Annotated in this window: 22 protein-coding genes and 2 tRNA genes; 10 read left to right on the plus strand and 14 right to left on the minus strand. The window is 35.9% G+C overall.

Features of this window, described 5'->3' with window-relative positions; all coding sequences use genetic code 11:
* Window positions 1–2 precede the first annotated feature (2 nt).
* From EG849_RS06300 to EG849_RS06310, 3 genes are all read left to right on the plus strand, one after another.
* On the plus strand, window positions 3–935 hold the full coding sequence (locus tag EG849_RS06300) for an alpha/beta hydrolase family protein (protein ID WP_125012232.1): 933 nt from the start codon (window positions 3–5) through the stop codon (window positions 933–935).
* Window positions 936–1,006: 71 nt separating this feature from the next.
* Entirely contained in the window at window positions 1,007–2,863 is a 1,857-nt protein-coding gene (locus EG849_RS06305; protein ID WP_125012233.1) for a M61 family metallopeptidase, read from the plus strand.
* 124 nt (window positions 2,864–2,987) lie between these two features.
* The gene (locus EG849_RS06310) at window positions 2,988–3,698 is read left to right on the plus strand and encodes a DUF4369 domain-containing protein (protein ID WP_125012234.1); all 711 of its coding nucleotides are present in this window, start codon (window positions 2,988–2,990) and stop codon (window positions 3,696–3,698) included.
* 120 nt (window positions 3,699–3,818) lie between these two features.
* Here EG849_RS06310 and EG849_RS06315 read toward each other — a convergent pair.
* The 6 genes from EG849_RS06315 to idi all read right to left on the minus strand — a co-directional run bounded on the left by EG849_RS06315 (window position 3,819) and on the right by idi (window position 6,492).
* Window positions 3,819–3,892, minus strand: a tRNA-Thr gene (locus EG849_RS06315).
* A gap of 69 nt (window positions 3,893–3,961) precedes the next feature.
* Window positions 3,962–4,035, minus strand: a tRNA-Thr gene (locus EG849_RS06320).
* Window positions 4,036–4,113: 78 nt separating this feature from the next.
* Complete coding sequence (locus EG849_RS06325; RefSeq protein ID WP_125012235.1) at window positions 4,114–4,380, minus strand: hypothetical protein; 267 nt, start codon at window positions 4,378–4,380, stop codon at window positions 4,114–4,116.
* A 60-nt stretch (window positions 4,381–4,440) separates the two neighbouring features.
* Window positions 4,441–5,406: a type I phosphomannose isomerase catalytic subunit gene (locus EG849_RS06330; protein ID WP_125012236.1), complete on the minus strand. Its 966-nt coding sequence runs from the start codon at window positions 5,404–5,406 to the stop codon at window positions 4,441–4,443.
* 81 nt (window positions 5,407–5,487) lie between these two features.
* Window positions 5,488–5,898, minus strand: a complete 411-nt coding sequence (locus tag EG849_RS06335; RefSeq protein WP_125012237.1) for a 6-carboxytetrahydropterin synthase — start codon at window positions 5,896–5,898, stop codon at window positions 5,488–5,490.
* A 66-nt stretch (window positions 5,899–5,964) separates the two neighbouring features.
* Window positions 5,965–6,492 (minus strand): isopentenyl-diphosphate Delta-isomerase, encoded by a 528-nt coding sequence (gene idi / locus EG849_RS06340; protein WP_125012238.1) that lies wholly within the window; start codon window positions 6,490–6,492, stop codon window positions 5,965–5,967.
* Between the two features lie 251 nt (window positions 6,493–6,743).
* Here idi and EG849_RS06345 point away from each other — a divergent pair, with 251 nt between their 5' ends.
* Window positions 6,744–7,166 (plus strand): hypothetical protein, encoded by a 423-nt coding sequence (locus EG849_RS06345; protein WP_125012239.1) that lies wholly within the window; start codon window positions 6,744–6,746, stop codon window positions 7,164–7,166.
* Window positions 7,167–7,371: 205 nt separating this feature from the next.
* A complete protein-coding gene (locus EG849_RS06350; protein WP_125012240.1) occupies window positions 7,372–7,608 on the plus strand; it encodes a hypothetical protein in 237 nt (78 codons plus the stop codon).
* A gap of 289 nt (window positions 7,609–7,897) precedes the next feature.
* Here EG849_RS06350 and EG849_RS06355 read toward each other — a convergent pair whose 3' ends face one another.
* The 3 genes from EG849_RS06355 to EG849_RS06365 all read right to left on the minus strand — a co-directional run bounded on the left by EG849_RS06355 (window position 7,898) and on the right by EG849_RS06365 (window position 11,165).
* The gene (locus tag EG849_RS06355; RefSeq protein WP_125012241.1) at window positions 7,898–8,092 is read right to left on the minus strand and encodes a DUF4177 domain-containing protein; all 195 of its coding nucleotides are present in this window, start codon (window positions 8,090–8,092) and stop codon (window positions 7,898–7,900) included.
* Window positions 8,093–8,490: 398 nt separating this feature from the next.
* Window positions 8,491–10,053 (minus strand): NAD(P)/FAD-dependent oxidoreductase, encoded by a 1,563-nt coding sequence (locus EG849_RS06360; protein ID WP_125012242.1) that lies wholly within the window; start codon window positions 10,051–10,053, stop codon window positions 8,491–8,493.
* A gap of 53 nt (window positions 10,054–10,106) precedes the next feature.
* Entirely contained in the window at window positions 10,107–11,165 is a 1,059-nt protein-coding gene (locus EG849_RS06365; RefSeq protein ID WP_125012243.1) for a DUF2891 domain-containing protein, read from the minus strand.
* A gap of 64 nt (window positions 11,166–11,229) precedes the next feature.
* Here EG849_RS06365 and EG849_RS06370 point away from each other — a divergent pair, with 64 nt between their 5' ends.
* Window positions 11,230–11,469 carry a hypothetical protein gene (locus tag EG849_RS06370; protein ID WP_125012244.1) on the plus strand — a complete coding sequence of 80 codons (240 nt, stop codon included), beginning with the start codon at window positions 11,230–11,232 and terminating at the stop codon, window positions 11,467–11,469.
* Window positions 11,470–11,574: 105 nt separating this feature from the next.
* Here EG849_RS06370 and recQ read toward each other — a convergent pair whose 3' ends face one another.
* On the minus strand, window positions 11,575–13,770 hold the full coding sequence (gene recQ, locus EG849_RS06375) for a DNA helicase RecQ (RefSeq protein ID WP_125012245.1): 2,196 nt from the start codon (window positions 13,768–13,770) through the stop codon (window positions 11,575–11,577).
* Between the two features lie 87 nt (window positions 13,771–13,857).
* Here recQ and EG849_RS06380 point away from each other — a divergent pair, with 87 nt between their 5' ends.
* The 4 genes from EG849_RS06380 to lptB all read left to right on the plus strand — a co-directional run bounded on the left by EG849_RS06380 (window position 13,858) and on the right by lptB (window position 16,825).
* The gene (locus EG849_RS06380) at window positions 13,858–14,823 is read left to right on the plus strand and encodes a KpsF/GutQ family sugar-phosphate isomerase (protein WP_199732258.1); all 966 of its coding nucleotides are present in this window, start codon (window positions 13,858–13,860) and stop codon (window positions 14,821–14,823) included.
* A 1-nt stretch (window position 14,824) separates the two neighbouring features.
* Window positions 14,825–15,649, plus strand: coding sequence for a twin-arginine translocase subunit TatC (gene tatC, locus EG849_RS06385; RefSeq protein ID WP_125012246.1), 825 nt, complete (start codon window positions 14,825–14,827; stop codon window positions 15,647–15,649).
* Entirely contained in the window at window positions 15,633–15,992 is a 360-nt protein-coding gene (locus EG849_RS06390; protein WP_125012247.1) for a carboxymuconolactone decarboxylase family protein, read from the plus strand. Before tatC ends, EG849_RS06390 begins: the two co-directional genes overlap by 17 nt.
* 92 nt (window positions 15,993–16,084) lie before the next feature.
* Window positions 16,085–16,825 carry an LPS export ABC transporter ATP-binding protein gene (gene lptB, locus EG849_RS06395; protein ID WP_125012248.1) on the plus strand — a complete coding sequence of 247 codons (741 nt, stop codon included), beginning with the start codon at window positions 16,085–16,087 and terminating at the stop codon, window positions 16,823–16,825.
* Window positions 16,826–16,889: 64 nt separating this feature from the next.
* Here lptB and EG849_RS06400 read toward each other — a convergent pair whose 3' ends face one another.
* From EG849_RS06400 to EG849_RS06415, 4 genes are all read right to left on the minus strand, one after another.
* A complete protein-coding gene (locus EG849_RS06400) occupies window positions 16,890–17,432 on the minus strand; it encodes a hypothetical protein (protein ID WP_125012249.1) in 543 nt (180 codons plus the stop codon).
* Between the two features lie 25 nt (window positions 17,433–17,457).
* Window positions 17,458–18,315, minus strand: a complete 858-nt coding sequence (locus tag EG849_RS06405) for a glycoside hydrolase family 25 protein (protein WP_125012250.1) — start codon at window positions 18,313–18,315, stop codon at window positions 17,458–17,460.
* Between the two features lie 111 nt (window positions 18,316–18,426).
* Window positions 18,427–19,332: a PorP/SprF family type IX secretion system membrane protein gene (locus tag EG849_RS06410; RefSeq protein ID WP_158611924.1), complete on the minus strand. Its 906-nt coding sequence runs from the start codon at window positions 19,330–19,332 to the stop codon at window positions 18,427–18,429.
* A 25-nt stretch (window positions 19,333–19,357) separates the two neighbouring features.
* Window positions 19,358–21,098 (minus strand): T9SS type B sorting domain-containing protein (locus EG849_RS06415; protein WP_148096054.1); only part of this gene is annotated, 1,741 nt, incomplete at its 5' end.

The following is a 21,098-nucleotide window of genomic DNA, read 5'->3' on the forward strand; positions in this document are numbered from 1 at the left end:
TTATGAAAAAATTTATACTATTTCTTGCAGTTTCTTTTTCAACGGCAGTTTTTGCTCAAGAAAAAAAGTTCACGACAGAAGAAGTTTCAGTTGACCCAATGTTAAACGGAACTTTATACAAACCCGAGAAAATCTCAAAAAAAACCAATCTGGTAATTTTAATTCAGGGTTCAGGAATTCCAGACCGAGATGGAAACCAACCTGGAGCCACGCATAACTCATCTAAATTTTTAGCCGAAGGTTTGGCGTCAAAAGACATTGCCGTTTTTGCGTATGACAAGCGCGCGATTGCCCAAATAAAAAAAGGAGATGTTGCAGAAGAAGATGCAAATTTTGATGACGCTATTGCTGATGCAAAACAGATATTTGATTTTTTTAAATCTAAAAAACAATTCAATAAAATCATTTTTGCGGGTCATAGTGAAGGTTCTTTAATTGGGATGATTGCTTCAAAAGAAAAGGCTGACGGTTTTATTTCATTAGCTGGCGCAGGAAGACCCATTGATGAAATCCTGGAAGAACAAGTGGCAAAACAAGCACCATTTTTAAAAAATGAAACTCGAAAATATTTAGATACTTTAAAAAGCGGACAAACTTTTGTGCTAAAAAATAAGATGTTAAGCGCATTGTTCAGAGAAAGCGTACAGCCCTATTTGATTTCGTGGTTTAAATATGATCCAAGAATTGAAATTAAAAAACTACAGATTCCGGTTTTGATAATTAACGGCACAAAAGACCTTCAAGTTCCTGAAAATGATGCCAAATTATTACACGAAGCCAGCCCAAAATCGGAGTTGGTAATAATTGACAATATGAATCACGTTTTTAAGGAAATAAAACAAGATTCAGATAATGCGAAAAGTTATAACAATCCAGAGCTTCCGGTGATGCCAGAACTCATTGAAAAGATTGCAACTTTTACAAAAAAGATGTAATTTGCTAAATGTTTCGTAAAATATGTAACAAAAAAAGCTTTAAAAACACTTATAGCTTAAACTTAAAAATAATGAAAAAAATATTTTATTCACTGGCAATTGCTTCTTTGATATGGAGCTGTAAACCAACTGAAAATGCGGTTCAAGCAACTTCAAAAAATGAAATTCAAGTAGATCTTGACTTGAACACTGTAACCAATGACAAAGTCATGGTAACTGTTACTCCTCCGTCAATTACCGTGGATAAAATTACGTACCATATTCCAAAAATTATTCCCGGTACGTATTCAGAAGATGATTATGGAAAGTTTATTGAAAACCTGAAAGCGTATGACAAAAAAGGTAATGCCCTGGTAGTCGCAAAAATGGATGACAATTCATGGTCTATTTTAGATGCGAAAAAATTATCTAAGATTACATATTTGGTGAACGACACTTATGATACAGAGGGCGAAACCGAAGATAAAATTTTCTCGCCTGCCGGAACAAACATTGATGCTGGAAAAAATTTCATGATCAACACGCACGGTTTTGTAGGTTATTTTAAAGAATTTCAAGAAACTCCTTATCAATTAAATGTTACGCATCCGGCAACGCTTTGGGGAGCAACCTCAATGACCGACACCGATGCAAGCGACTCAAAAGACACTTTTACCGTTTCAAGATATTCTGAATTAGTTGAAAATCCAATCATGTATTCCAAACCAGATTATACTACTTTTTCTGTGAATGGAATGGAAATTTTGATTGCAGTTTATTCTCCAAATGGTATTATTACAGCCGAAAGCATCACTCCAGAAATGAAAACGATGATGACGGCCCAAAATAAATTCTTAGGAAATTTTAATTCTACAAAAAAATACAGCGTTCTGATTTATCTTTCAGATGTAAACTCTGGAAAAGATGCACAAGGTTTTGGAGCATTAGAACATCCTACTTCAACGACAGTTGTAATGCCCGAAATGATGCCAAAGGATCAATTGGCAGAGCAGTTAAAAGATGTGGTTTCTCACGAATTTTTTCATATTGTAACGCCATTGACCATTCATTCAAAAGAGATTCAATATTTTGACTACAACAATCCAAAAATGTCTGAACATCTGTGGATGTATGAAGGCGTGACAGAATATTTCGCCAATCTTTTTCAAGTAAACCAAGGACTGATTACTGAAGAAGAATTTTTTACAAGAATGGCAGGAAAAATTACAAATGCCTCAACAATGGACGACACCATGCCGTTTACAAAAATGAGTGCTGAAGTTTTAAGAAAACCATACAAAGACCAATACTTAAATGTATATGAAAAAGGAGCTCTAATTGCGATGTGCTTGGACATTCAAATTCGTCAAGATTCAAATGGAGAAAGAGGAATTCTTGATTTGATGCAAAAACTTTCGAACGAATATGGCACTAAAAAAGCGTTTGACGACAGCGAACTTTTTGACAAAATCGGTTCATTGACTTCGCCAGAAGTTAGAAAATTTTTAGATACGTATGTTGCCGGCCCAACGCCGATTCCTTATGCTGCATATTTTTCAAAAATGGGCGTTTCTGAAGCAAAAACGAAAACGCCAGGAAATGTTTTCTTAAAAGGAGAAATGCCAAATATTACGGTAAACCAATCAAACAAAGAAATTATATTACTTCCGGGTGCGGAGAATATTGACTTCTATAAAAATTTAAAAGCCAAAGCTGCAGATGTACTTTTAGAAATAAACGGTACAAAATACAACTTAGATAATATCTATGAAATGATCATCGGTAGTGCTTCTTGGCAAGAAGATGAGCCAATCACAATGAAAATCAAACGTGACGGCAAAGAAATGATCTTAAAAGGAACCGTAAAGCTTCCGTATGAAGAAGTGGACAGCTGGAAAGCAACAGATGCGAACAAATCTAAATTAAGAGAAGCTTGGCTAAAAGGATAGCCAAAAAACATTAATATTAATCCCTGATTTAAAATTTAAATTGGGGATTTTTTTATTATTTTGCCACAAAATTAAAAACAAGGAAAGTCACGTTGATGATCCAATGAAAACATCAAAACAAATTATGAAAAAAATACTTTTTGCTTTTGCCACATTAGCCTTAATTTCGTGTAACGAAGAAAAAAGCACCGAAGGAAACTTGCACATCAAAGGCAATATCAAAGGATTAAAACAAGGTACACTTTATGTTCAGAAGATTGTCGATACGGCTTTGGTTGCTATTGACACCATTGCCATAAAAGGTAATTCAAATTTTGAAAGTCATTTGACAATCGATTCTCCAGAAATGCTTTATTTATTTTTAGACCGAGGCGAAACAAACAGCATTGACAATAATATTATGTTTTTTGCGGAACCAGGAAATATGACGATTGACACTAATTTGGAAAAATTCTTTGCGGATGCAAAGATTACCGGTTCAAAAAACCAGAAGCTTTTTGAAGATTACAAAAAAATCATGTCTCGATACAAAGATGTTCAATTAGCGCTGACAGAAGAGAAGCTAAGAGCCATTCAATTCAACAGAGCAGCTCCGGCAGATGTGGACAAAAAAGATGCTGACAATTTAAAAAGAAGGTATTTGTTTTCAATCAATTTTGCAATGAATAATAAAGATAGCGAAATAGCTCCTTATATTGCTTTAGCAGAAGTTTATGATGCCAACATCAAATACCTTGACACGATCAACAATTCATTGACTCCAAAGGTGGCAAAATCAAAATACGGTCAAATGCTGACCAAATATATCGAAGAAAGAAAAAAGGCAGGTTACTAATCTTTTCTATAATGTAAAAACCGCTTGAAAAAATTCAAGCGGTTTTTTTATACACGCTCTATTTCGAAAACTAATATAAAAAGAAAAACCACCTAACAAAAAGTTAGATGGTTTATTTTGAGCCGGCGGAGGGACTCGAACCCACGACCTGCTGATTACAAATCAGCTGCTCTAGCCAACTGAGCTACGCTGGCGACTCAATATGTTTGTAATGAATGCGTCATTTTAACTAAAAAACCATCTAAAAAATAGATGGTTTTTTGAGCCGGCGGAGGGACTCGAACCCACGACCTGCTGATTACAAATCAGCTGCTCTAGCCAACTGAGCTACGCTGGCGACTCATTACGGGTGCAAATATAAGTTTGTATTTTGTTTTTCCAAAATAAATTCAAACTTTTTTTGCCCTTTTTTTCACTACAAAGCGTTGATTTTAGCAACCAATTGATTTGCAGCCTGTTCTAAATCTGTATGGATTTGTTTGAAGTGAGATTTTTTGTTCTCAACGTTTTTAGCGTTTACTTTTGCGATCAAAGAGTCGAAAGTAACGATTGCTTCGTCAATCAAAGCCTCTGAAGCTTCTGTTGGTTTTCCTGCTGTAGACATTTCCCAAATGTAAACTGCTTCAATAATATCTCCTAAAACGTAGTTGATGTCTTTTTTTAAATTCTTAACGTTTGCCATTTTTATTTTTATTTTAATTTGCGATTGCAAAATTAAGCATAATCTTTCTATTTGAGGCTATTAAATGTATATTTCTAATAGAACGGCATTTCCATCCAATTTAAAATCACGAAGTGCCGCAGGGATCAAAATGGTATCGCCTTTTTTAAACTGCCACTTTGTTCCGTTTGATTCGACTTCAAAATTCCCTTCCATGCACATATAAACCGTGAAGGAATCATTTGTTTTTTCAACAGAAACTTCTCCGTTTAACGGAAGATAATTCGTTATAAAATAAGGGGATTCAACCACTGGATTGCTTTTGTTTTCTTCTTTTGCATACTGCTTTTCAGTTTCTGTGGCTGTATAATTAATCGCGTCAAGCGCCAATTCAATATGCAACTCACGAGATTTCCCTTTAGCATCTACTCTATCCCAATCATAAACTCGATAAGTAATATCAGAGGTCTGCTGGATTTCAGCAATGACAATTCCGGCTCCAATGGCGTGGATTGTTCCTGTTTCTAAGAAAAAAACATCGCCTCTTTTCACCTCCACTTCCTTTAAGATAGCAAGAAGTGATTTGTTTTCAAGATTTTCTACGTATGCTTCTTTACTCGAATTTTCTTTAAAACCTACAATAATTTTTGCGCCTTCATCAGCCTGCATGATATACCACATTTCAGTTTTACCAAAAGAATTGTGGCGTTTTTTAGCCAACTCATCATTGGGATGCACCTGAATGGACAAATCTTCTTTGGCGTCGATAAACTTAAAAAGCAACGGAAATTCCGTTCCAAATTGCTTGTGGATCTTTGCTCCTAAAATTTCTTCCGGAAATTCAGAAATCAAATCGTTTAACGATTTTCCTTTGCATTCTCCGTTAGCAACAATGCTTATATCGCCTTTTACGGTGGATAATTCCCAGCTTTCTCCTGTAGTATCAGACGAAATATTTTTATTAAAAATCGTTTTCAGTTTGGTTCCACCCCAAATTCTCTCTTTCAAGATCGGATCAAAAACGATGGGATATAGCGGTAAACTCATTTTATATTTTTAAGGACAAATTACTCTTAATTTCAGCATTTCCTTTACTATTATTCATTAAAAAACTTATATAATTTTAGGCTAAGCTCCTCTGTAGGAGACAAAATTCCGTGGCGTTTCATATAAAATTACCTCTAAATCTAAAGCCATATCAATTTTTTTTCGGATTTTATTCCAAATCACCACTGCAATATTCTCGGCCGTAGGATTCAGGTCAAAAAATTCCGGAACATCTAAATTCAGGTTTTTATGATCGAAAGGCTTTTCTACTTCCTCTAAAATTAAATCTGCCAAATCCTTAATATCAATCACATAGCCCGTTTCGGGATCAATTGCTCCGGATACACTCACGGTCAATTCATAATTGTGTCCGTGGAAATTGGCATTGTTGCATTTTCCAAAAACAGCATTGTTCTTTTCATCCGTCCAATCCTTTCTGTGAAGACGGTGCGCGGCGTTAAAATGGGCTTTCCTGCTGACAGTAACTTTCATTTTTGGTTCAAGGTTTTAGGTTTTGGCACAAGAGTTCATTTCAATTTGAAAACTGCCTGTTGCAGCTTATAATTTATGATCTTCTAAATAGTGATAAAATTCATCAAAGATAATCTTGAACCAAACCGTGTAGATTTCAGGATTTTCAATCATATCTTCTTTGATGGCGTCAATATCCATCCATTTCCAGCTTTCGACCTCTTCTTTGTTCAGTATCGGCTCTTCGTTAGAATAGCCAATCATCACGTGATCGAGTTCGTGCTCAGTCAAACCATTATCAAAAGGCGCTTTGTAAATAAAATGAAAAAGCTCCTTTAATTCGGTTGAAAAGCCCATTTCCTCCTGCAATCTGCGGTTTCCGGCTTGAATATTAGTTTCGCCTTCGCGCTGGTGACTGCAACAAGTGTTAGTCCACAACAATGGCGAATGGTACTTTTCAGAAGCGCGCTGCTGCAGCATCACTTCGTTTTTTGAATTTAAAACAAATATTGAAAACGCCCGGTGCAATTGCGCCTTCTCATGAGCTTCAAGTTTTGGCATCAAGCCAATTTGCTCATCTTTTTCATTGACTAATATTACTTTTTCTTCTGTCATATCTTTTTATCGATTGTCAAAAATACAAAAAAGAAATTGGTTGTCGAAATTGGGTTTGTCAGTAAGTAATTTGCAATACGATTTTGTATATATTTGAAATTAATTCAGCACAAAAAAAATTCAACACCTTGGAATTCTACAGCAAAAAGAAATGAAACTAAATGAAACTGCTTTATAATTAAGGATTCCCACCTAAAAAATGTTTCAAAAACACGAAAGGTTACATCTAATAAAATCGTTTAAAATTAATAATGAGAAATTTATCAAGTGCCATTTTAGTAGAATTAATGATTAATACATTATCTGAATTTATTGAGCGGATATTTCAAAAAAGAAAAAAAACAGATTCTGAAAAATTAAACGAGCTTAATTCTAAACTTAAAACGCAATTTGATTTCTCACTTTTTGATATTTCTAAAAATTCATCAGAGACTTTATTAAGTAATCTTGAAAAACTTGACTTGATACAAATAGATGAAATAATCTTTTCTCTTTTCAAAATTTCAAACTCAAATAGCGATCAGGATTTTTTTCAAAAATTTAAGTCTAATTCAAAGCTGAATGAAAGAATTATGGAGATAATCATTTTTACCGAGAATAATTTTAATAAATTATCGCTTGAATCAAGTAACATTAAAAATTCTTTACAACATCAATTACGACTTAAACCTTAGAAACACCTTTTGTATTGTTACATACATTAAGAAACCATGAGTTAAAAAGGAAATTTGTCATTAATAATCCTATTTGCAAGAATTATTTCAATAATTTTGAATCTAATTTTTGCACCGTATATAAAATAATATTGTATTTTGGATACGTATTTTATCAATAACATTTGAATTTATCAGTATATACATTATTCTAAAAACAACAAAAATGAAAACAGAAAATAAAATTTTTATTATAGTGACACTAATTTCAGGAATATTTTATGCTAGCATGATGGCTGGATTTGATTACATAACAGGAGAAGAGTTTAAAATCTGGAAATATGTATTTCACTTTACTTTTTTCGGATTATTAATGGGGTTTATGGCAAGGTACAACCATAAAAAGCAGTTTAAAAAAGCAAATTCTGATACTTTACCACCAACTGATAAAACTAATAGTTAACATCTGCTAAAAAGAAATTTAGGCTATCTTTTGAACAATTATCTCACTTGGTAACACGAAAATCTTATTCCTGCAGGTAAAGGTATTCCAATTACTGTTAACCACATTTTGCCTAATTTTATTAGTAAAACAAAAGACACAGCGTCCATTTAAGAATCATATCTGTAATCAATTAAGCTGCTTAAAAAACACACAGAAACCAATACAGCAAAAGATAGCCAGGAAAGAATCATCAGATTCCGTTAAAAAGCGAACAGAAAAACAGCTCTAAAAGTCCTAAACGTGTTAATTATATTTCACGTTTAAAGGTGTAATAAAAACTGTAAGTACCACCACCTCCATAATCTTTACTTTCCATAGAAACGAGTTCCCATCCCTGTTTACCCATATCGTTTAAAATTTTATCAGTCTCATCGGTATCAAATTTCCAAGTCCAAGTTCCGGTGGGTTTAATTTCTAATGTTTTGTATTCGAATCTTTTCATAAAATGGTTTTTATTACATTCCTAAATTCTTTTTAAAGCTTTTAAATCAAAATCGTTACATTTTCTATTATAAAATCCCTACTTACAAAAAAACTGCAAAAAAATAACTTTTACACCAATTTATCAACTTTGATTCCAGTCATTTTAAACCCTTTTAGAATCCTTGGAAACTCAATTTTATTTATCATAAAAACAAATAATCATATCCTGGCGAATCAAAGCTTATCAACTCAAAACCATTTGTTTCTAAAATCAATTGCGGAAATGAAAAAGATATTGACTGTATGTTTCTTCTGGATATTCAGATGTAAAACCTTCATCAATCATTTGATAAACCACAAAATAACATCGTTTACTTCAAACTTGTTAAATACCCTAGAAAAGAAATTTTTCAATCATTACAATTTATTTAGAGCCTCTCCAATCTTCAAGGCGCATTTTTCGCCATCAATTGCTGCTGAAATAATTCCACCCGCATAACCCGCTCCTTCACCGCAAGGATACAATCCTTTGACTTGAACGTGTTCTAAAGAATAGTTGTCTCTGGGAATTCTTACCGGAGATGAAGTTCTAGATTCTGGCGCGTGAAGAATGGCTTCGTTGGTCATGTAACCGCGCATCGATTTGCCAAATTGCGTAAAACCTTCGCGTAAAATCTGAGTCAAGAACCCTGGAAAAACCTGTCCTAATTCTACTGGAGTCGTTCCTGGAACATAGGATGTTTTCGGGATATCTTGAGAAACTTTACTTTGTGTAAAATCAACCATTCTTTGTGCGGGAACACGTTGCGTTTCGCCTGCCAAATGCCAAGCTTTCTGCTCGATGCTTTTCTGGAATTCCATTCCGGCCAAGGCGCCAAATTTTTCAAAAGGCTTAAAATCTTCTAATTTTAATTCGATTACAATTCCGGAATTGGCGGTTTCTTGATCGCGTTTTGAAGGCGACCAACCGTTCGTAACCACTTCACCCGGACTCGTAGCACAAGGCGCAATCACACCACCCGGACACATACAAAACGAATACATGCCACGTCCGTTCACTTGTTTTACAATAGAATAAGGTGCCGGTGGCAAATGCTCCCCTCGGAAATCACAGCTATATTGAATACTATCAATCAGTGTCTGCGGATGTTCAGCGCGAACGCCCAAAGCAAAAGGTTTTGCTTCTATAACTATTTTTTTTCGGTCTAATAATTCAAAGATATCGCGAGCCGAATGACCCGTCGCCAAGATAATTTTCTGGGCATTGATGATGTCTCCGTTTTGAGTTTCAACCCCTTGAACTTCATTATTTTTTACAATAATATCAGTAACTCGGGTATCGAACAATACTTTTCCGCCAAATTCAATGATCTTTTCACGTATGGACTTGATGATTTTTGGAAGCTTGTTGGTCCCGATATGCGGATGCGCTTCCACCAAAATATCTTCGGAAGCGCCAAATGCCACAAACAGTTCTAAAATTCGATCCACATCGCCACGCTTTTTGGAACGCGTGTACAATTTCCCGTCAGAATAAGTTCCTGCACCGCCTTCGCCATAACAATAATTGGAATCTTCATCCACAATATGATCGCGATTGATAGCTTTTAAGTCACGACGTCTTTCTTGAACATCTTTTCCCCTTTCAATTAAAATGGGTTTCAATCCCAATTCAATCAACTGCAGCGCCGCAAACAACCCAGCTGGACCCGCACCAACAATAATCACTTCTTGCTTATCAGAAACGTCTTTATACTCTGGAAGATTTCTTTGGATTGCTGTAAATTCCTCGTTCCAATACACGGCAATTTTCAGATTTACCTTCACTGATTTCTGTCTGGCATCAATGGAACGCTTGATGATTGAAATGTGATTGATTTCTTCTGATTTGACTTGCATCAATCTTGCAACAAAATCAGTCAGTAATTGCTCGTTTGCAGCCACTTCTGGCGCGACTTGTATTTGGAATTCTCTTGGCATAGCGCAAAGGTAGAAAAATTTCGGGCGTTTTCTATTTTAAAAAATCTTCGAGTTTAAAATGATTTTTTTTCTTCGTAAGCTCGTAACGCAAATGAGGCCAACCAATGTTCTCCTTCATAATTTCCATCTACAACTGAAGGCAATGAAAAATTAAAATGCTCATTTGCTAATTCCTTCAAATGTAAAAACTGCTTTGGATAGTGACGTATCAGATAATAAAGATTCCAAGCGCGGCTAAAATTTAATCCGTCAAGGTGGACCAAATGACCGTCTGTTCTATCGGAAACCTTTGCAGTTACCCATTTAAATTTTTTATTAAAAAGTGGTTTTGCAAAAGCTTTTAACCATTTTAAAAAATCTTTTTCCGAAAGAACTCGTTGCATTGTCCCAATTTCCTCGAGACAAGGCGAAAGAAAATCAGTTCCGCTCGGCTCCCAATTAAACGGACAATCAAAATCTTTTTCAAAAAGACGAACGGCATTTGTTTTTATAGAATTTTGTAGCGGAATATTTTTACTATATATCGCATAATCCCAAGCAAAATTAAGTCCAAATGCGGTATTTGAATGCGTTCCTGCACGAACTGGATAATTTAATTTTGGAAGGAATTCGATATACCTTTCAATTATCAAATCAGAAAGGGGTTTTAAATTTGAAGCCAACTCTTTTGCAAAAGGTTGTTTTGAGATTTCCAGTTCCAACTGTAGCTTCAACAGCCAAGTCCAACCGTAAGTTCTTTCAAAAGATTTCTCATGATTTTTAGAAAGATACTTGATTTCTTCCTGAATATTTTCTTTAGAAAGATTGACTTTTAATTTGCTGATGATTTCTTGTTTGTCTTTTAAATCTGGAAATTTATTCAATAAATAAACCAAACTCCAATGCCCGTGAACGGAAGAATGCCAATCAAAACAGCCATAAAACGCTGGATGTAATTCTTTAGGAGCTTTTAACTCCGAAGCATCTAAAAGAAGTTGCCCCATTTTGTTTGGATATTCTTGTTGCAAACATTTTATCGGAAGCGTGGCCAGATGATTTGCTTTTTTAAGTGTAAGTTCTTGTGAAAAAGACAAAGATGTCAACAGAAAAAAGCCGTATTTCAAAAATTTCATAAAATATGTTTTTTCAAAAATACTAAATTTAGTTTCGTAATTTTACATCTTAATCCTATTTATAATGTCTAGAAAAATAAAACTGATCTGGGATTTTCGCGGACCAGCAGCAGCCAAAACAGCAGAACATCACGAAATTCATCTGAAAGAATTCATCCAGATAGAAAAACTTCCTTTAAATATTACCGGATTTGAAATTATAAATGATATGCTTGCCATCGCATTTATGGTTGTAACCGACGAAAACATGATTGTAGTCAGAGATGCTTTGAAACCACATCGTGGAGAAGTTTGGGAAGAATAGTTAGTAAAAAAAAAGATTTCAGAAAAGAGCCTGCAAATAATTTCTTATTTTCAACACTACTTTCTGAAATCTCAATTCTAAATTCTAATTATTCAATTTTAGAATCTAATTCGCTACTTCGCTGATAAATTTCACACGCATCAGACGAAGTTCTTCAATATCATAATCGCCATCAAATTCTTTCAGGGCATTTTTGATGCTGTCGGACTCTGATTCCATAAAATAGTCGTGAATTTCTTCTTGCTGGTCTTCGTCTAAAATATCGTCAACCCAGTATTTGATATTTAATTTGGTTCCAGAATAAACAATCTGCTCCATTTCTTTTAGCAAAGCGTCCATATCAAGCCCTTTTGCCTTGGCAATATCGTTTAATGATAATTTTCTGTCCACGTTTTGGATAATGTATAATTTCAGAGCCGAATTGGTTCCTGTGGACTTTACAACCAAATCATCCGGACGCGTAATGTCATTATCTTCTACATATCTGGCAATTAATTCTACGAAATCTTTACCATATTTTTTTGCTTTTCCTTCCCCAACACCATGAATATTTCCCATTTCAGCAATTGAAATTGGGTATTTCAAAGCCATATCTTCTAACGACGGATCTTGAAAAACCACAAAAGGCGGTACTTGCAATTTCTTGGCTACTTTTTTACGCAATTCGCGAAGCATTACCATCAACGCTTCGTCGGCAGTTGCCGTTGATTTTGAAGCGGTAACAATGGCAGAATCAGCGCTTTCATTGTATTCATGATCTTCAGACATCATAAACGACACCGGATTTTTAATAAAATCAGCTCCTTTTGGAGTCAATTTTAAAATTCCGTAGGTTTCAATATCCTTTGATAAATAGCCTTCTACCAAAACCTGGCGAATCAAAGCCATCCAATGTCTTTCTTCAAAATCAGCACCCGATCCGAAGAATTTTTGGGCATCAGTCCGGTGTGCCTTTATAGTTGCATTTACCTTACCTATTAAGGTAAAGATAATTTCTTTTGATTTGTATAAATGTTTGGTATCGCGAACCACCTGCAGTAATTTAACCACTTGGTCTTTGGCTTCCACCTTCGATTTTGGGTTCCGGACATTGTCGTCCATATCCACACCTTCGCCCGTTTCGCTGTCAAATTCTTCTCCGAAATAATGAAGCAGGAATTTTCTGCGAGATATTGAAGTTTCGGCATAAGCCACCACTTCTTGCAAAAGCGAAAAACCAATTTCTTGTTCAGCAACTGGTTTTCCAGACATAAATTTTTCTAATTTCTCTACGTCTTTATACGAATAATAAGCCAAACAATGGCCTTCGCCACCGTCACGGCCTGCCCTACCCGTTTCTTGGTAATAACTTTCTAGCGATTTTGGAATGTCGTGGTGGATCACAAAACGAACGTCTGGTTTGTCAATTCCCATACCAAAAGCGATGGTTGCCACAACGACTTCTACATCTTCCATCAAAAACATATCTTGATGTCTGGCCCTTGTTTTGGCATCTAAACCGGCGTGATAAGGAACCGCACTAACTCCGTTTACTTGAAGGACGTTTGCGATTTCTTCGACTTTTTTACGGCTCAAGCAATAAATAATACCCGATTTTCCTTTGTGCTGTTTGATAAATCGAATGATATCCGATTCAATATTTTTAGTTTTTGTGCGTATTTCGTAGTACAGATTCGGTCGGTTAAACGACGCCTTAAACGTATTGGCATTGACCATATCCAAGTTTTTCAAGATATCTTCCTGAACCTTTGGCGTTGCAGTGGCGGTCAAGCCGATTACGGGAATATCGCCTAATTGCTTGATAATCGAGCGAAGATTTCGGTATTCTGGCCTAAAATCGTGGCCCCATTCTGAAATACAGTGGGCTTCGTCAATGGCCACAAACGACAGCGGAACACTCTTTAAAAAAGAAGTATATTCTTCTTTGGTAAGGGATTCTGGTGCGACATAAAGTAATTTTGTGATCCCAGAAACGATGTCTTTTTTAACTTGAGCAATTTCTGTTTTGGTAAGCGATGAATTTAAAACGTGGGCGATTCCATTTTCTGAAGAAAGACTTCTGATGGCGTCAACTTGGTTTTTCATTAAAGCAATCAGGGGGGAAACTACAATTGCTGTTCCTTCCTGTATTAACGCAGGAAGCTGGTAGCAGAGTGATTTTCCGCCACCGGTTGGCATAATCACAAAAGTGTTATTGCCTGTAATGATACTCTTCACAACTTGTTCTTGCAACCCCTTAAATTGGCTAAAGCCAAAATATTTTTTTAATTCTTGGTGGATGTCAATTTCGTTTGAATTCATTCTTTTTTATATGGTATTTTACATAAATTTGCAGTACATAAAGATACAATTTTCTTTTATAACCACAAATTTTATAAAAAATCTGTTTTGATAGAAAAAGAAACCCTTATGGCTTCGGCCAGAAAAACAATATTAGCTGAAAGTGAAGCAATTGCAAATCTTTCAAATCTTCTTACAGATGATTTTGCAAAAGCGGTAGAAATCATTTTCCAATCCAAAGGAAGATTAGTCGTTACCGGAATTGGAAAAAGCGCCATCATTGCGCAAAAAATTGTTGCAACCCTCAATTCCACAGGAACTCCGTCATTGTTTCTTCACGCCTCTGAAGCCATCCACGGCGATTTGGGAATGGTGCAGGAACACGACGTTGTCATTTGTATTTCAAAAAGTGGCAATAGTCCAGAAATTAAGGTTTTGGTACCCTTATTGAAACGTTTTGGCAACATTTTGATTGGAATCACAGGAAATCTAACTTCTTTTCTTGGGAAAGAATCCGATTATGTTTTAAATGCGTATGTTGAATCAGAGTGTGACCCGATCAATTTGGCTCCCACAAACAGCACCACGGCACAATTGGTTTTAGGCGATGCTTTGGCCGTTGCTTTAATGGAATTGCGCGGATTTCAAGCAGAAGATTTTGCAAAGTACCACCCAGGTGGCGCATTGGGCAAAAAATTATTGCTTCGCGTAAAAGATATGCTGGACATGACGCACAAACCGGTTGTTTCTCCAGATTCGAGCATTAAAAAAGTAATTGTAGAGATTTCTGAAAAACGTCTTGGCGTGACTGCGGTTGTGCAAGACGAAAAAGTGATAGGAATTATTACGGACGGAGATATTCGCAGAATGCTGAACGAAAGAGATTCTTTTCTCGATTTGACAGCTAAAGATATTATGACGAAAAACCCTAAAGTAATCAAATCGACGGATATGGTTGTGGATGCGCTGAATATTTTAGAAGATTTTTCGATTACGCAATTAGTTGTTGTCGATGAAAATAAGTATCTTGGAGTACTTCATCTTCACGATATTTTAAAAGAAGGTATAGTTTAATATGGCAAAGAAAAACACAAACGAAATGTCGTTTCTAGACCATCTCGAAGATTTAAGATGGCTTTTAATTCGATGTACTTTAGCAATTATGATTGCGGCAGCTGTTGCCTTTTTTTTCGTAGATTATATTTTTGACAATATTCTTTTTGCTCCAAGAGATCCTAATTTTATAACCTATCAATGGTTTTGCGAAGCGAGTAAATTCTTTGGCGCAGCTGGAGAAGGCTTTTGCGACATCAAAATGGATTTTACCATCCAGAGCCGTGTAATGTCGGGGCAATTTAATGCCCACATCTGGACCGCGATAACAGCAGGTTTCATACTGGCTTTTCCTGTAATTTTATGGGAATTATGGAAATTTATTCGTCCGGCATTATATGATAAAGAGCGAAAAGGAGCCAAATTATTCATCTTTATTTCTTCTGTACTGTTTTTTGTGGGAGTTTTATTTGGCTATTATATCATCACGCCGCTTTCCATCAACTTCTTGGCGAACTATCAGGTCAGTGCACAAATTCACAATGATATTGACTTAGACTCTTATATCTCATTAATCAGAAGCACCACTTTGTCTTGCGGTTTGGTTTTTGAACTGCCAGTGATCATGTTTTTCTTATCGAAATTAGGATTAGTTACCCCTACTTTTTTAAGAACCTATCGAAAATATGCCATTGTGATCATTTTAATTCTTGCCGCGATTGTAACGCCGCCAGATGTTGTAAGCCAAATCACGGTGAGTATTCCATTATTAATTTTATATGAATGCAGCATTTTTATTTCAGGCTGGGTTCTAAAAACCAAACAAAAAAATGAGCAACTTAGTTAAAGAATTCAACGACTACCGCCAGGTAATGAATGATAAATTACTGAACGATAACAATAAAGTTATCAAAAGAATTTTCAATCTTGATACAAACGCCTACATGGAAGGCGCTTTGGATGTGAAAACCAAAGAACTTTTAGGCCTTGTAGCCTCAGCCGTTTTGCGTTGTGACGATTGCATCAAATACCACTTAGAAACAAGCCACAAACAAGGAATCAACAAAGAAGAAATGATGGAAGCCATGGGAATTGCTACCCTTGTCGGCGGTACCATAGTGATTCCTCATTTGAGAAGAGCGTATGAATTTTGGGAAGCTTTGGAAGAAAACGCAACTGAAAATAAATAATTGTTAATTGGTCGATTTGTTTAATCGTTTATTTGTTTATTTGTCCAGTCGATTAAACACCTAACGGTTGAACGGTTAAACAAGAAAAAAAGATGGTTTTAAGAGCTGATAATTTAGTCAAGACATATAAAGGAAGAAGCGTCGTTAAGGGCATTTCTGTGGAAGTAAACCAGGGAGAAATCGTTGGGCTTTTGGGGCCAAATGGTGCTGGAAAAACGACTTCTTTTTACATGATTGTAGGTCTTGTAAAGCCAAATAGCGGTAAAATTTATTTGGATAATACTGAAATCACAGATTATCCGATGTATAAAAGAGCCCAAAACGGAATCGGTTATTTGGCACAAGAAGCATCCGTTTTCAGAAAACTGAGCATCGAAGACAACATCTTGAGCGTGTTGCAGTTGACCAATCTTTCAAAGGCCGAGCAAGAAGCCAAAATGGAAAGCCTGATTGAAGAATTCAGTTTGGGACACATTCGTACCAACCGTGGCGATTTGCTTTCTGGTGGTGAAAGACGCCGTACCGAAATTGCAAGAGCTTTGGCAACCGACCCAAAATTTATCCTTTTGGATGAGCCATTTGCCGGAGTTGACCCCGTGGCCGTGGAAGATATCCAGAGGATTGTGGCCCAGTTGAAAAACAAAAACATCGGGATTTTAATTACCGACCACAACGTTCAAGAAACTTTGGCGATTACTGACAAAACTTATTTAATGTTTGAAGGCGGTATTTTAAAAGCCGGAATTCCAGAAGAATTGGTAGAAGACGAAATGGTTCGACGCGTTTATCTGGGACAAAATTTTGAACTTCGCAAGAAGAAATTGGATTTTTAGAAATAGAATTGAGATTTTAGTATTGAGAATTGAGATTGAAAAAAATAGAAAACCCCGAGAGTTATTAACTTTCGGGGTTTTTACTTTTAAGTATTATCTTGGTTATTTTATTTTTAACTCTGTTTGAATTTCCAAAATCTATAAAACCACCAGTTGGGTCAATTTGTTGCACATTTATAAGGTAGCTTTCTTCATCGATAAATATCCGAACCAAGAAAGGATTGTATAAAAGACCTAAATATTTACATTCAAAAGAATTATCTGAAACCTTCTGATTACTAAAATTCAATTTTATCTTAACTTTTTCTATAACAGTCAATTTATCTTCAATCGGCGATAGGCACTTGATCTGAGAAAAACTATATAAATGCGGAATTCTCCAAATTCCATATAAACCAACTGTGATTAAAAATATATACAAAATTCTAATCATAATTTTTGGAGCAACATTTACAGCCAAGGATTTAATTTCATACCATTCTGTAAATTCGAATTTATATAAAAAGAAAAGCCCTCCAAAAATAGCAAGAGATGTTATGACATAATTGTAAATTTTGTCAATTCTGTTCTTTCTAGCTATGTTACTATTAAATTCTAAAATTGTCATTTTTCGATATTCTTAATTCTTCAACCTAATTAATCACAAAATAGCCTAATTGTTTAGGAGTTCCATTGTAAATATTGACATCTACGGTTCCTTTTATTCCAGGGATGGTGCCTTTTTCGGTGAATTGCCAGAACGTCCACTCGTCTTTGATGTTTTCTACGAAGAAATTATAATTGGCAATCCAAAAAGTATAATCGCTGAATTCTTCTTCCAAGAAATCACTGTAATAACTTTCGCCCGAATAAATTATCGGCTTCACATTATAATGCTTCTCCACTATTTTTAGCCATCTTTTTAACCCGACTTTCAAGCTGTCAAGCGATTGTTCTTTCGGCAATTTTTCAATATCTAAAACAGGCGGAAAATCGCCACTTTGCAGTTGTACCGTTTTTATAAAATTCTCGGCTTGCTCGATTGAATTTTCGTTCGGACGGTAATAATGATAGGCGCCACGAATCAATTTATGTTTTTTTGCTTCGCGCCAATTTTCCTTGAATTTAGTATCCACCTTGTTTTTCCCCGCAGTTGCACGGATAAAAACAAAATCCAATGGAAACTTTTCTTCAATGGAATTTGCTTTTTCCCAGTCGATTTTTCCTTGATATTCAGACACGTCAAAACCATAGACCTGCGTGTCGTGCTTTTTCAAAACTTGATAAATTCGCACATCGGCCAATTTTTTATCTTTTTCTTCACTTAAGACTTTGTCGGTTTTAAAACTGAAATAATAGGCCAGCCCGTTGCGGTAATGATAACCCGCTCCAATTAAAAAAAGAATAAAAATTGCTCCAAAGGTATACGACAGCACTTTTCCTGAAAAGAACGATTTTTTCTTTTTTGGCTTTCGTTTTGGCGCTGGCTTTCTTGGAAGCGGTTTTTTCATTTGGTAAAAATAATTGTTTTTGATGAATTCTTATAAGATATATTTTTCTCTTTTCTGTATAAAAAAACGGGAACAAAAATGTTCCCGTTTAAAAAAAGCTACTTACAAACACTATTTTTTGTTTGCTTTTGGCGTCAAATTGAATTTAAGAAAAAACTCATGAGAGCCTCTTGCCCGGTCCACTAATTCGCTTCGCATTGAATATTCATAAGCGTATCCAAAATCTAGCCAATTGCTAACTTGTATTGAAGCCAACGTACTTAAAGCTCTATCGGTTCTGTAAGCCACACCCACACCGAATTGCTCTCTGTAATGCAGAACACTTGTTATATCGGCTGAAACCGGAGCTCCATTAACGTAACGAAGCAAAGTTGATGGTTTCAATATCAAGACATCATTTAAATCTAAATCATATCCTGCACTAAAATACATGTGAACTCGGTCTGAAGCAACGGTTGCTACTCCATCTTCATTTTTGGCACGTTGCGTACTCAAAATCTTTGGAGATGAAAAAGAAGCAAACCATTTTTCACTTTTCAAATAAGCTCCGACTCCAAAATTTGGATTAAATCGGCTGATGTTTACCAGGCTGGGATCCGTTTGAACGTTATACGTTTCTAAACCAGTAACATTTACGTCATAAAAATTCCCTCCCGCTTTTACGCCAAGGTATAAATCTACCGTTTCATTAATTGGAACCAAATAAGAGAAATCAACGAAAACCGAAGTTTGTTTTTCAACAAAAGTTTTGTCGTTGATTACCGAAAGTCCCAAACCTAATCGTTGCCCGGTCGTGGTCCCAAAGGAAACTGCTTGCGTTTCTGGAGCATCTTTAACTCCTGTCCATTGGCTTTTAAAACTACTTGAAACCAAAGTTTGAGCATCAGCCCCCGCATAAGCGGGGTTAATGATGTTCATATTGTTTCGGTAAAAAGTAAAGTTTGTTTCCTGTTGTCCGTATGATAAACTCGCAAAGAAAAATAACGTTACTGCGTTTAATATATATTTTGTTTTCATAATGATTGTCATTTATTAATTAAGATTATCGAGTTAGGTAGAACCAGCCGTCTTTCATTTGTGTCCCATCTCCTAAATCAATTTGATAATAGTAAGATGATTCTGGAAGCGTATTGCTCGAATCTTTATAATGGCCATTCCAATCATTTTGGTACCCTTTAGCTTTGAAAACCTCAGCACCCCATCTGTTGAAAACTCTAACAGTTGAATTTGGATAATTTTTAATATTGATGATTACCCAAGTATCGTTGATACCGTCACCATTTGGCGTAAATGCTTGAGAAATATTGACATCTACTTGATCACAAGCATCTCCGATTCCATCTTTATCGATGTCTTCTTGACCTGGATTGTAAAGGTAAGGACAGTTGTCATTTTCATTCAACACGCCGTCGTTGTCAATATCTGGATCACAAGCATCGCCAAGACCATCTCCGTCGGTATCGATTTGATCAGGATTTGCAGTTAATGGACAATTGTCATCAGCATCAAGGATTCCATCGTTATCGTCATCATCGTCACAATTATCTGGAAATCCATCTCCGTCATTATCTCCAAATGTATTGATTACATTGATTACTGCTTCCATTTGAGAAACGTTTCCGCTTGAATCTGTTACCGTCATAGTTACGAAATTCTCTCCCGTTTGTGTACATTCAAAAGATTCTTGGCTTAAAGTAACTGATGCAATTCCACAGTTGTCAAATGAACCGTTATTGATGTCTGATACCGTAATATATGCCATTCCAAATTCGTCTAAAGAAACTGTTACATCTTGTGTAATTGCTGTTGGTGCCGTTACATCTTGAACAGTTACAATTGCAGTTCCTGCTGAAACATTTCCGTTAGCATCAGTGACAGTTAATGTTACGGTGTTTGGACCCACATTTTCACAAGTGAAAGCAGTGACATCTAAGGCAAACGTCGCTATAGAACAATTGTCCGTCGAACCGTTATTGATTTGAGCCGGCGTAATGGTTGCATTACCGTTAGCATCTAACTGAACCGTTGCGTCTTGAGTTGCCACCGTCGGCGCAATCAAGTCTTGAACAGTTACTACTGCAGTTCCTGTTGAAACATTTCCGTTTACGTCAGTTACGGTAAGCGTTACAGTGTTGGCACCCACATTGGCACAAGTAAAATCAGTGGCATCTAAAGCATAGCTTGCGATTCCGCAATTATCAGTTGAACCGTTATTGATCTGAGCCGGAGTAATGGTTGTCTGGCCATTTGCATCTAACTGAACTGAGATATTTTGTGTAATAACAGTTGGCGCTAAAATATCTACTACTGTTACTACAACAGTTGCCGTGGAGCTGTTTCCGCTTGCATCTACAGCAGTAAGAATGACATCATTCGGACCTACATTGGCACACGTAAAGTTTCTTATTGAAGCATCAAGCGTAACAATACCGCAATTGTCAAAAGAACCATTGTTTATATCGGCACTATTAATTAAAGCGACTCCACTTGCATCTAAGTAGATTGTAATGGACTGACCAATTACCATTGGTGCCGTTACATCTTGAACAGTCACTATTGCTGTTGCAGTCGAAACATTTCCGTTTACATCAGTGACAGTTAATGTTACGGTGTTTGGACCCACATTTTCACAAGTAAAATCTGTAACATCTAAAGCCAAAGTTACGGCTCCACAATTATCAAAAGAACCATTGTTGATTTGAGCTGGAGTGATTGCTACTTGGCCATTTATTCCTAATTGAACAGTAATGTTTTGAGAAATTGCCGTTGGAGCAATTAAATCT

It is taken from the genome of Flavobacterium macacae (assembly GCF_003865365.1).
Taxonomy (GTDB): domain Bacteria; phylum Bacteroidota; class Bacteroidia; order Flavobacteriales; family Flavobacteriaceae; genus Flavobacterium; species Flavobacterium macacae.

What these genes read in the sequence shown, in the direction of transcription:
- EG849_RS06350 (WP_125012240.1), top strand. Translation starts at nt 7,372, where the DNA reads ATGAAAACAGAAAATAAAATTTTTATTATAGTGACACTAATTTCAGGA.
- EG849_RS06405 (WP_125012250.1), bottom strand. Translation starts at nt 18,315, where the DNA reads ATGAAAAAACCGCTTCCAAGAAAGCCAGCGCCAAAACGAAAGCCAAAA.
- EG849_RS06335 (WP_125012237.1), bottom strand. Translation starts at nt 5,898, where the DNA reads ATGAAAGTTACTGTCAGCAGGAAAGCCCATTTTAACGCCGCGCACCGT.
- EG849_RS06330 (WP_125012236.1), bottom strand. Translation starts at nt 5,406, where the DNA reads ATGAGTTTACCGCTATATCCCATCGTTTTTGATCCGATCTTGAAAGAG.
- EG849_RS06410 (WP_158611924.1), bottom strand. Translation starts at nt 19,332, where the DNA reads ATGAAAACAAAATATATATTAAACGCAGTAACGTTATTTTTCTTTGCG.
- EG849_RS06325 (WP_125012235.1), bottom strand. Translation starts at nt 4,380, where the DNA reads ATGGCAAACGTTAAGAATTTAAAAAAAGACATCAACTACGTTTTAGGA.
- EG849_RS06345 (WP_125012239.1), top strand. Translation starts at nt 6,744, where the DNA reads ATGAGAAATTTATCAAGTGCCATTTTAGTAGAATTAATGATTAATACA.
- EG849_RS06360 (WP_125012242.1), bottom strand. Translation starts at nt 10,053, where the DNA reads ATGCCAAGAGAATTCCAAATACAAGTCGCGCCAGAAGTGGCTGCAAAC.
- recQ (WP_125012245.1), bottom strand. Translation starts at nt 13,770, where the DNA reads ATGAATTCAAACGAAATTGACATCCACCAAGAATTAAAAAAATATTTT.
- EG849_RS06370 (WP_125012244.1), top strand. Translation starts at nt 11,230, where the DNA reads ATGTCTAGAAAAATAAAACTGATCTGGGATTTTCGCGGACCAGCAGCA.
- EG849_RS06400 (WP_125012249.1), bottom strand. Translation starts at nt 17,432, where the DNA reads ATGACAATTTTAGAATTTAATAGTAACATAGCTAGAAAGAACAGAATT.
- EG849_RS06355 (WP_125012241.1), bottom strand. Translation starts at nt 8,092, where the DNA reads ATGAAAAGATTCGAATACAAAACATTAGAAATTAAACCCACCGGAACT.
- EG849_RS06300 (WP_125012232.1), top strand. Translation starts at nt 3, where the DNA reads ATGAAAAAATTTATACTATTTCTTGCAGTTTCTTTTTCAACGGCAGTT.
- EG849_RS06305 (WP_125012233.1), top strand. Translation starts at nt 1,007, where the DNA reads ATGAAAAAAATATTTTATTCACTGGCAATTGCTTCTTTGATATGGAGC.
- idi (WP_125012238.1), bottom strand. Translation starts at nt 6,492, where the DNA reads ATGACAGAAGAAAAAGTAATATTAGTCAATGAAAAAGATGAGCAAATT.
- tatC (WP_125012246.1), top strand. Translation starts at nt 14,825, where the DNA reads ATGGCAAAGAAAAACACAAACGAAATGTCGTTTCTAGACCATCTCGAA.
- EG849_RS06310 (WP_125012234.1), top strand. Translation starts at nt 2,988, where the DNA reads ATGAAAAAAATACTTTTTGCTTTTGCCACATTAGCCTTAATTTCGTGT.
- lptB (WP_125012248.1), top strand. Translation starts at nt 16,085, where the DNA reads ATGGTTTTAAGAGCTGATAATTTAGTCAAGACATATAAAGGAAGAAGC.
- EG849_RS06390 (WP_125012247.1), top strand. Translation starts at nt 15,633, where the DNA reads ATGAGCAACTTAGTTAAAGAATTCAACGACTACCGCCAGGTAATGAAT.
- EG849_RS06365 (WP_125012243.1), bottom strand. Translation starts at nt 11,165, where the DNA reads ATGAAATTTTTGAAATACGGCTTTTTTCTGTTGACATCTTTGTCTTTT.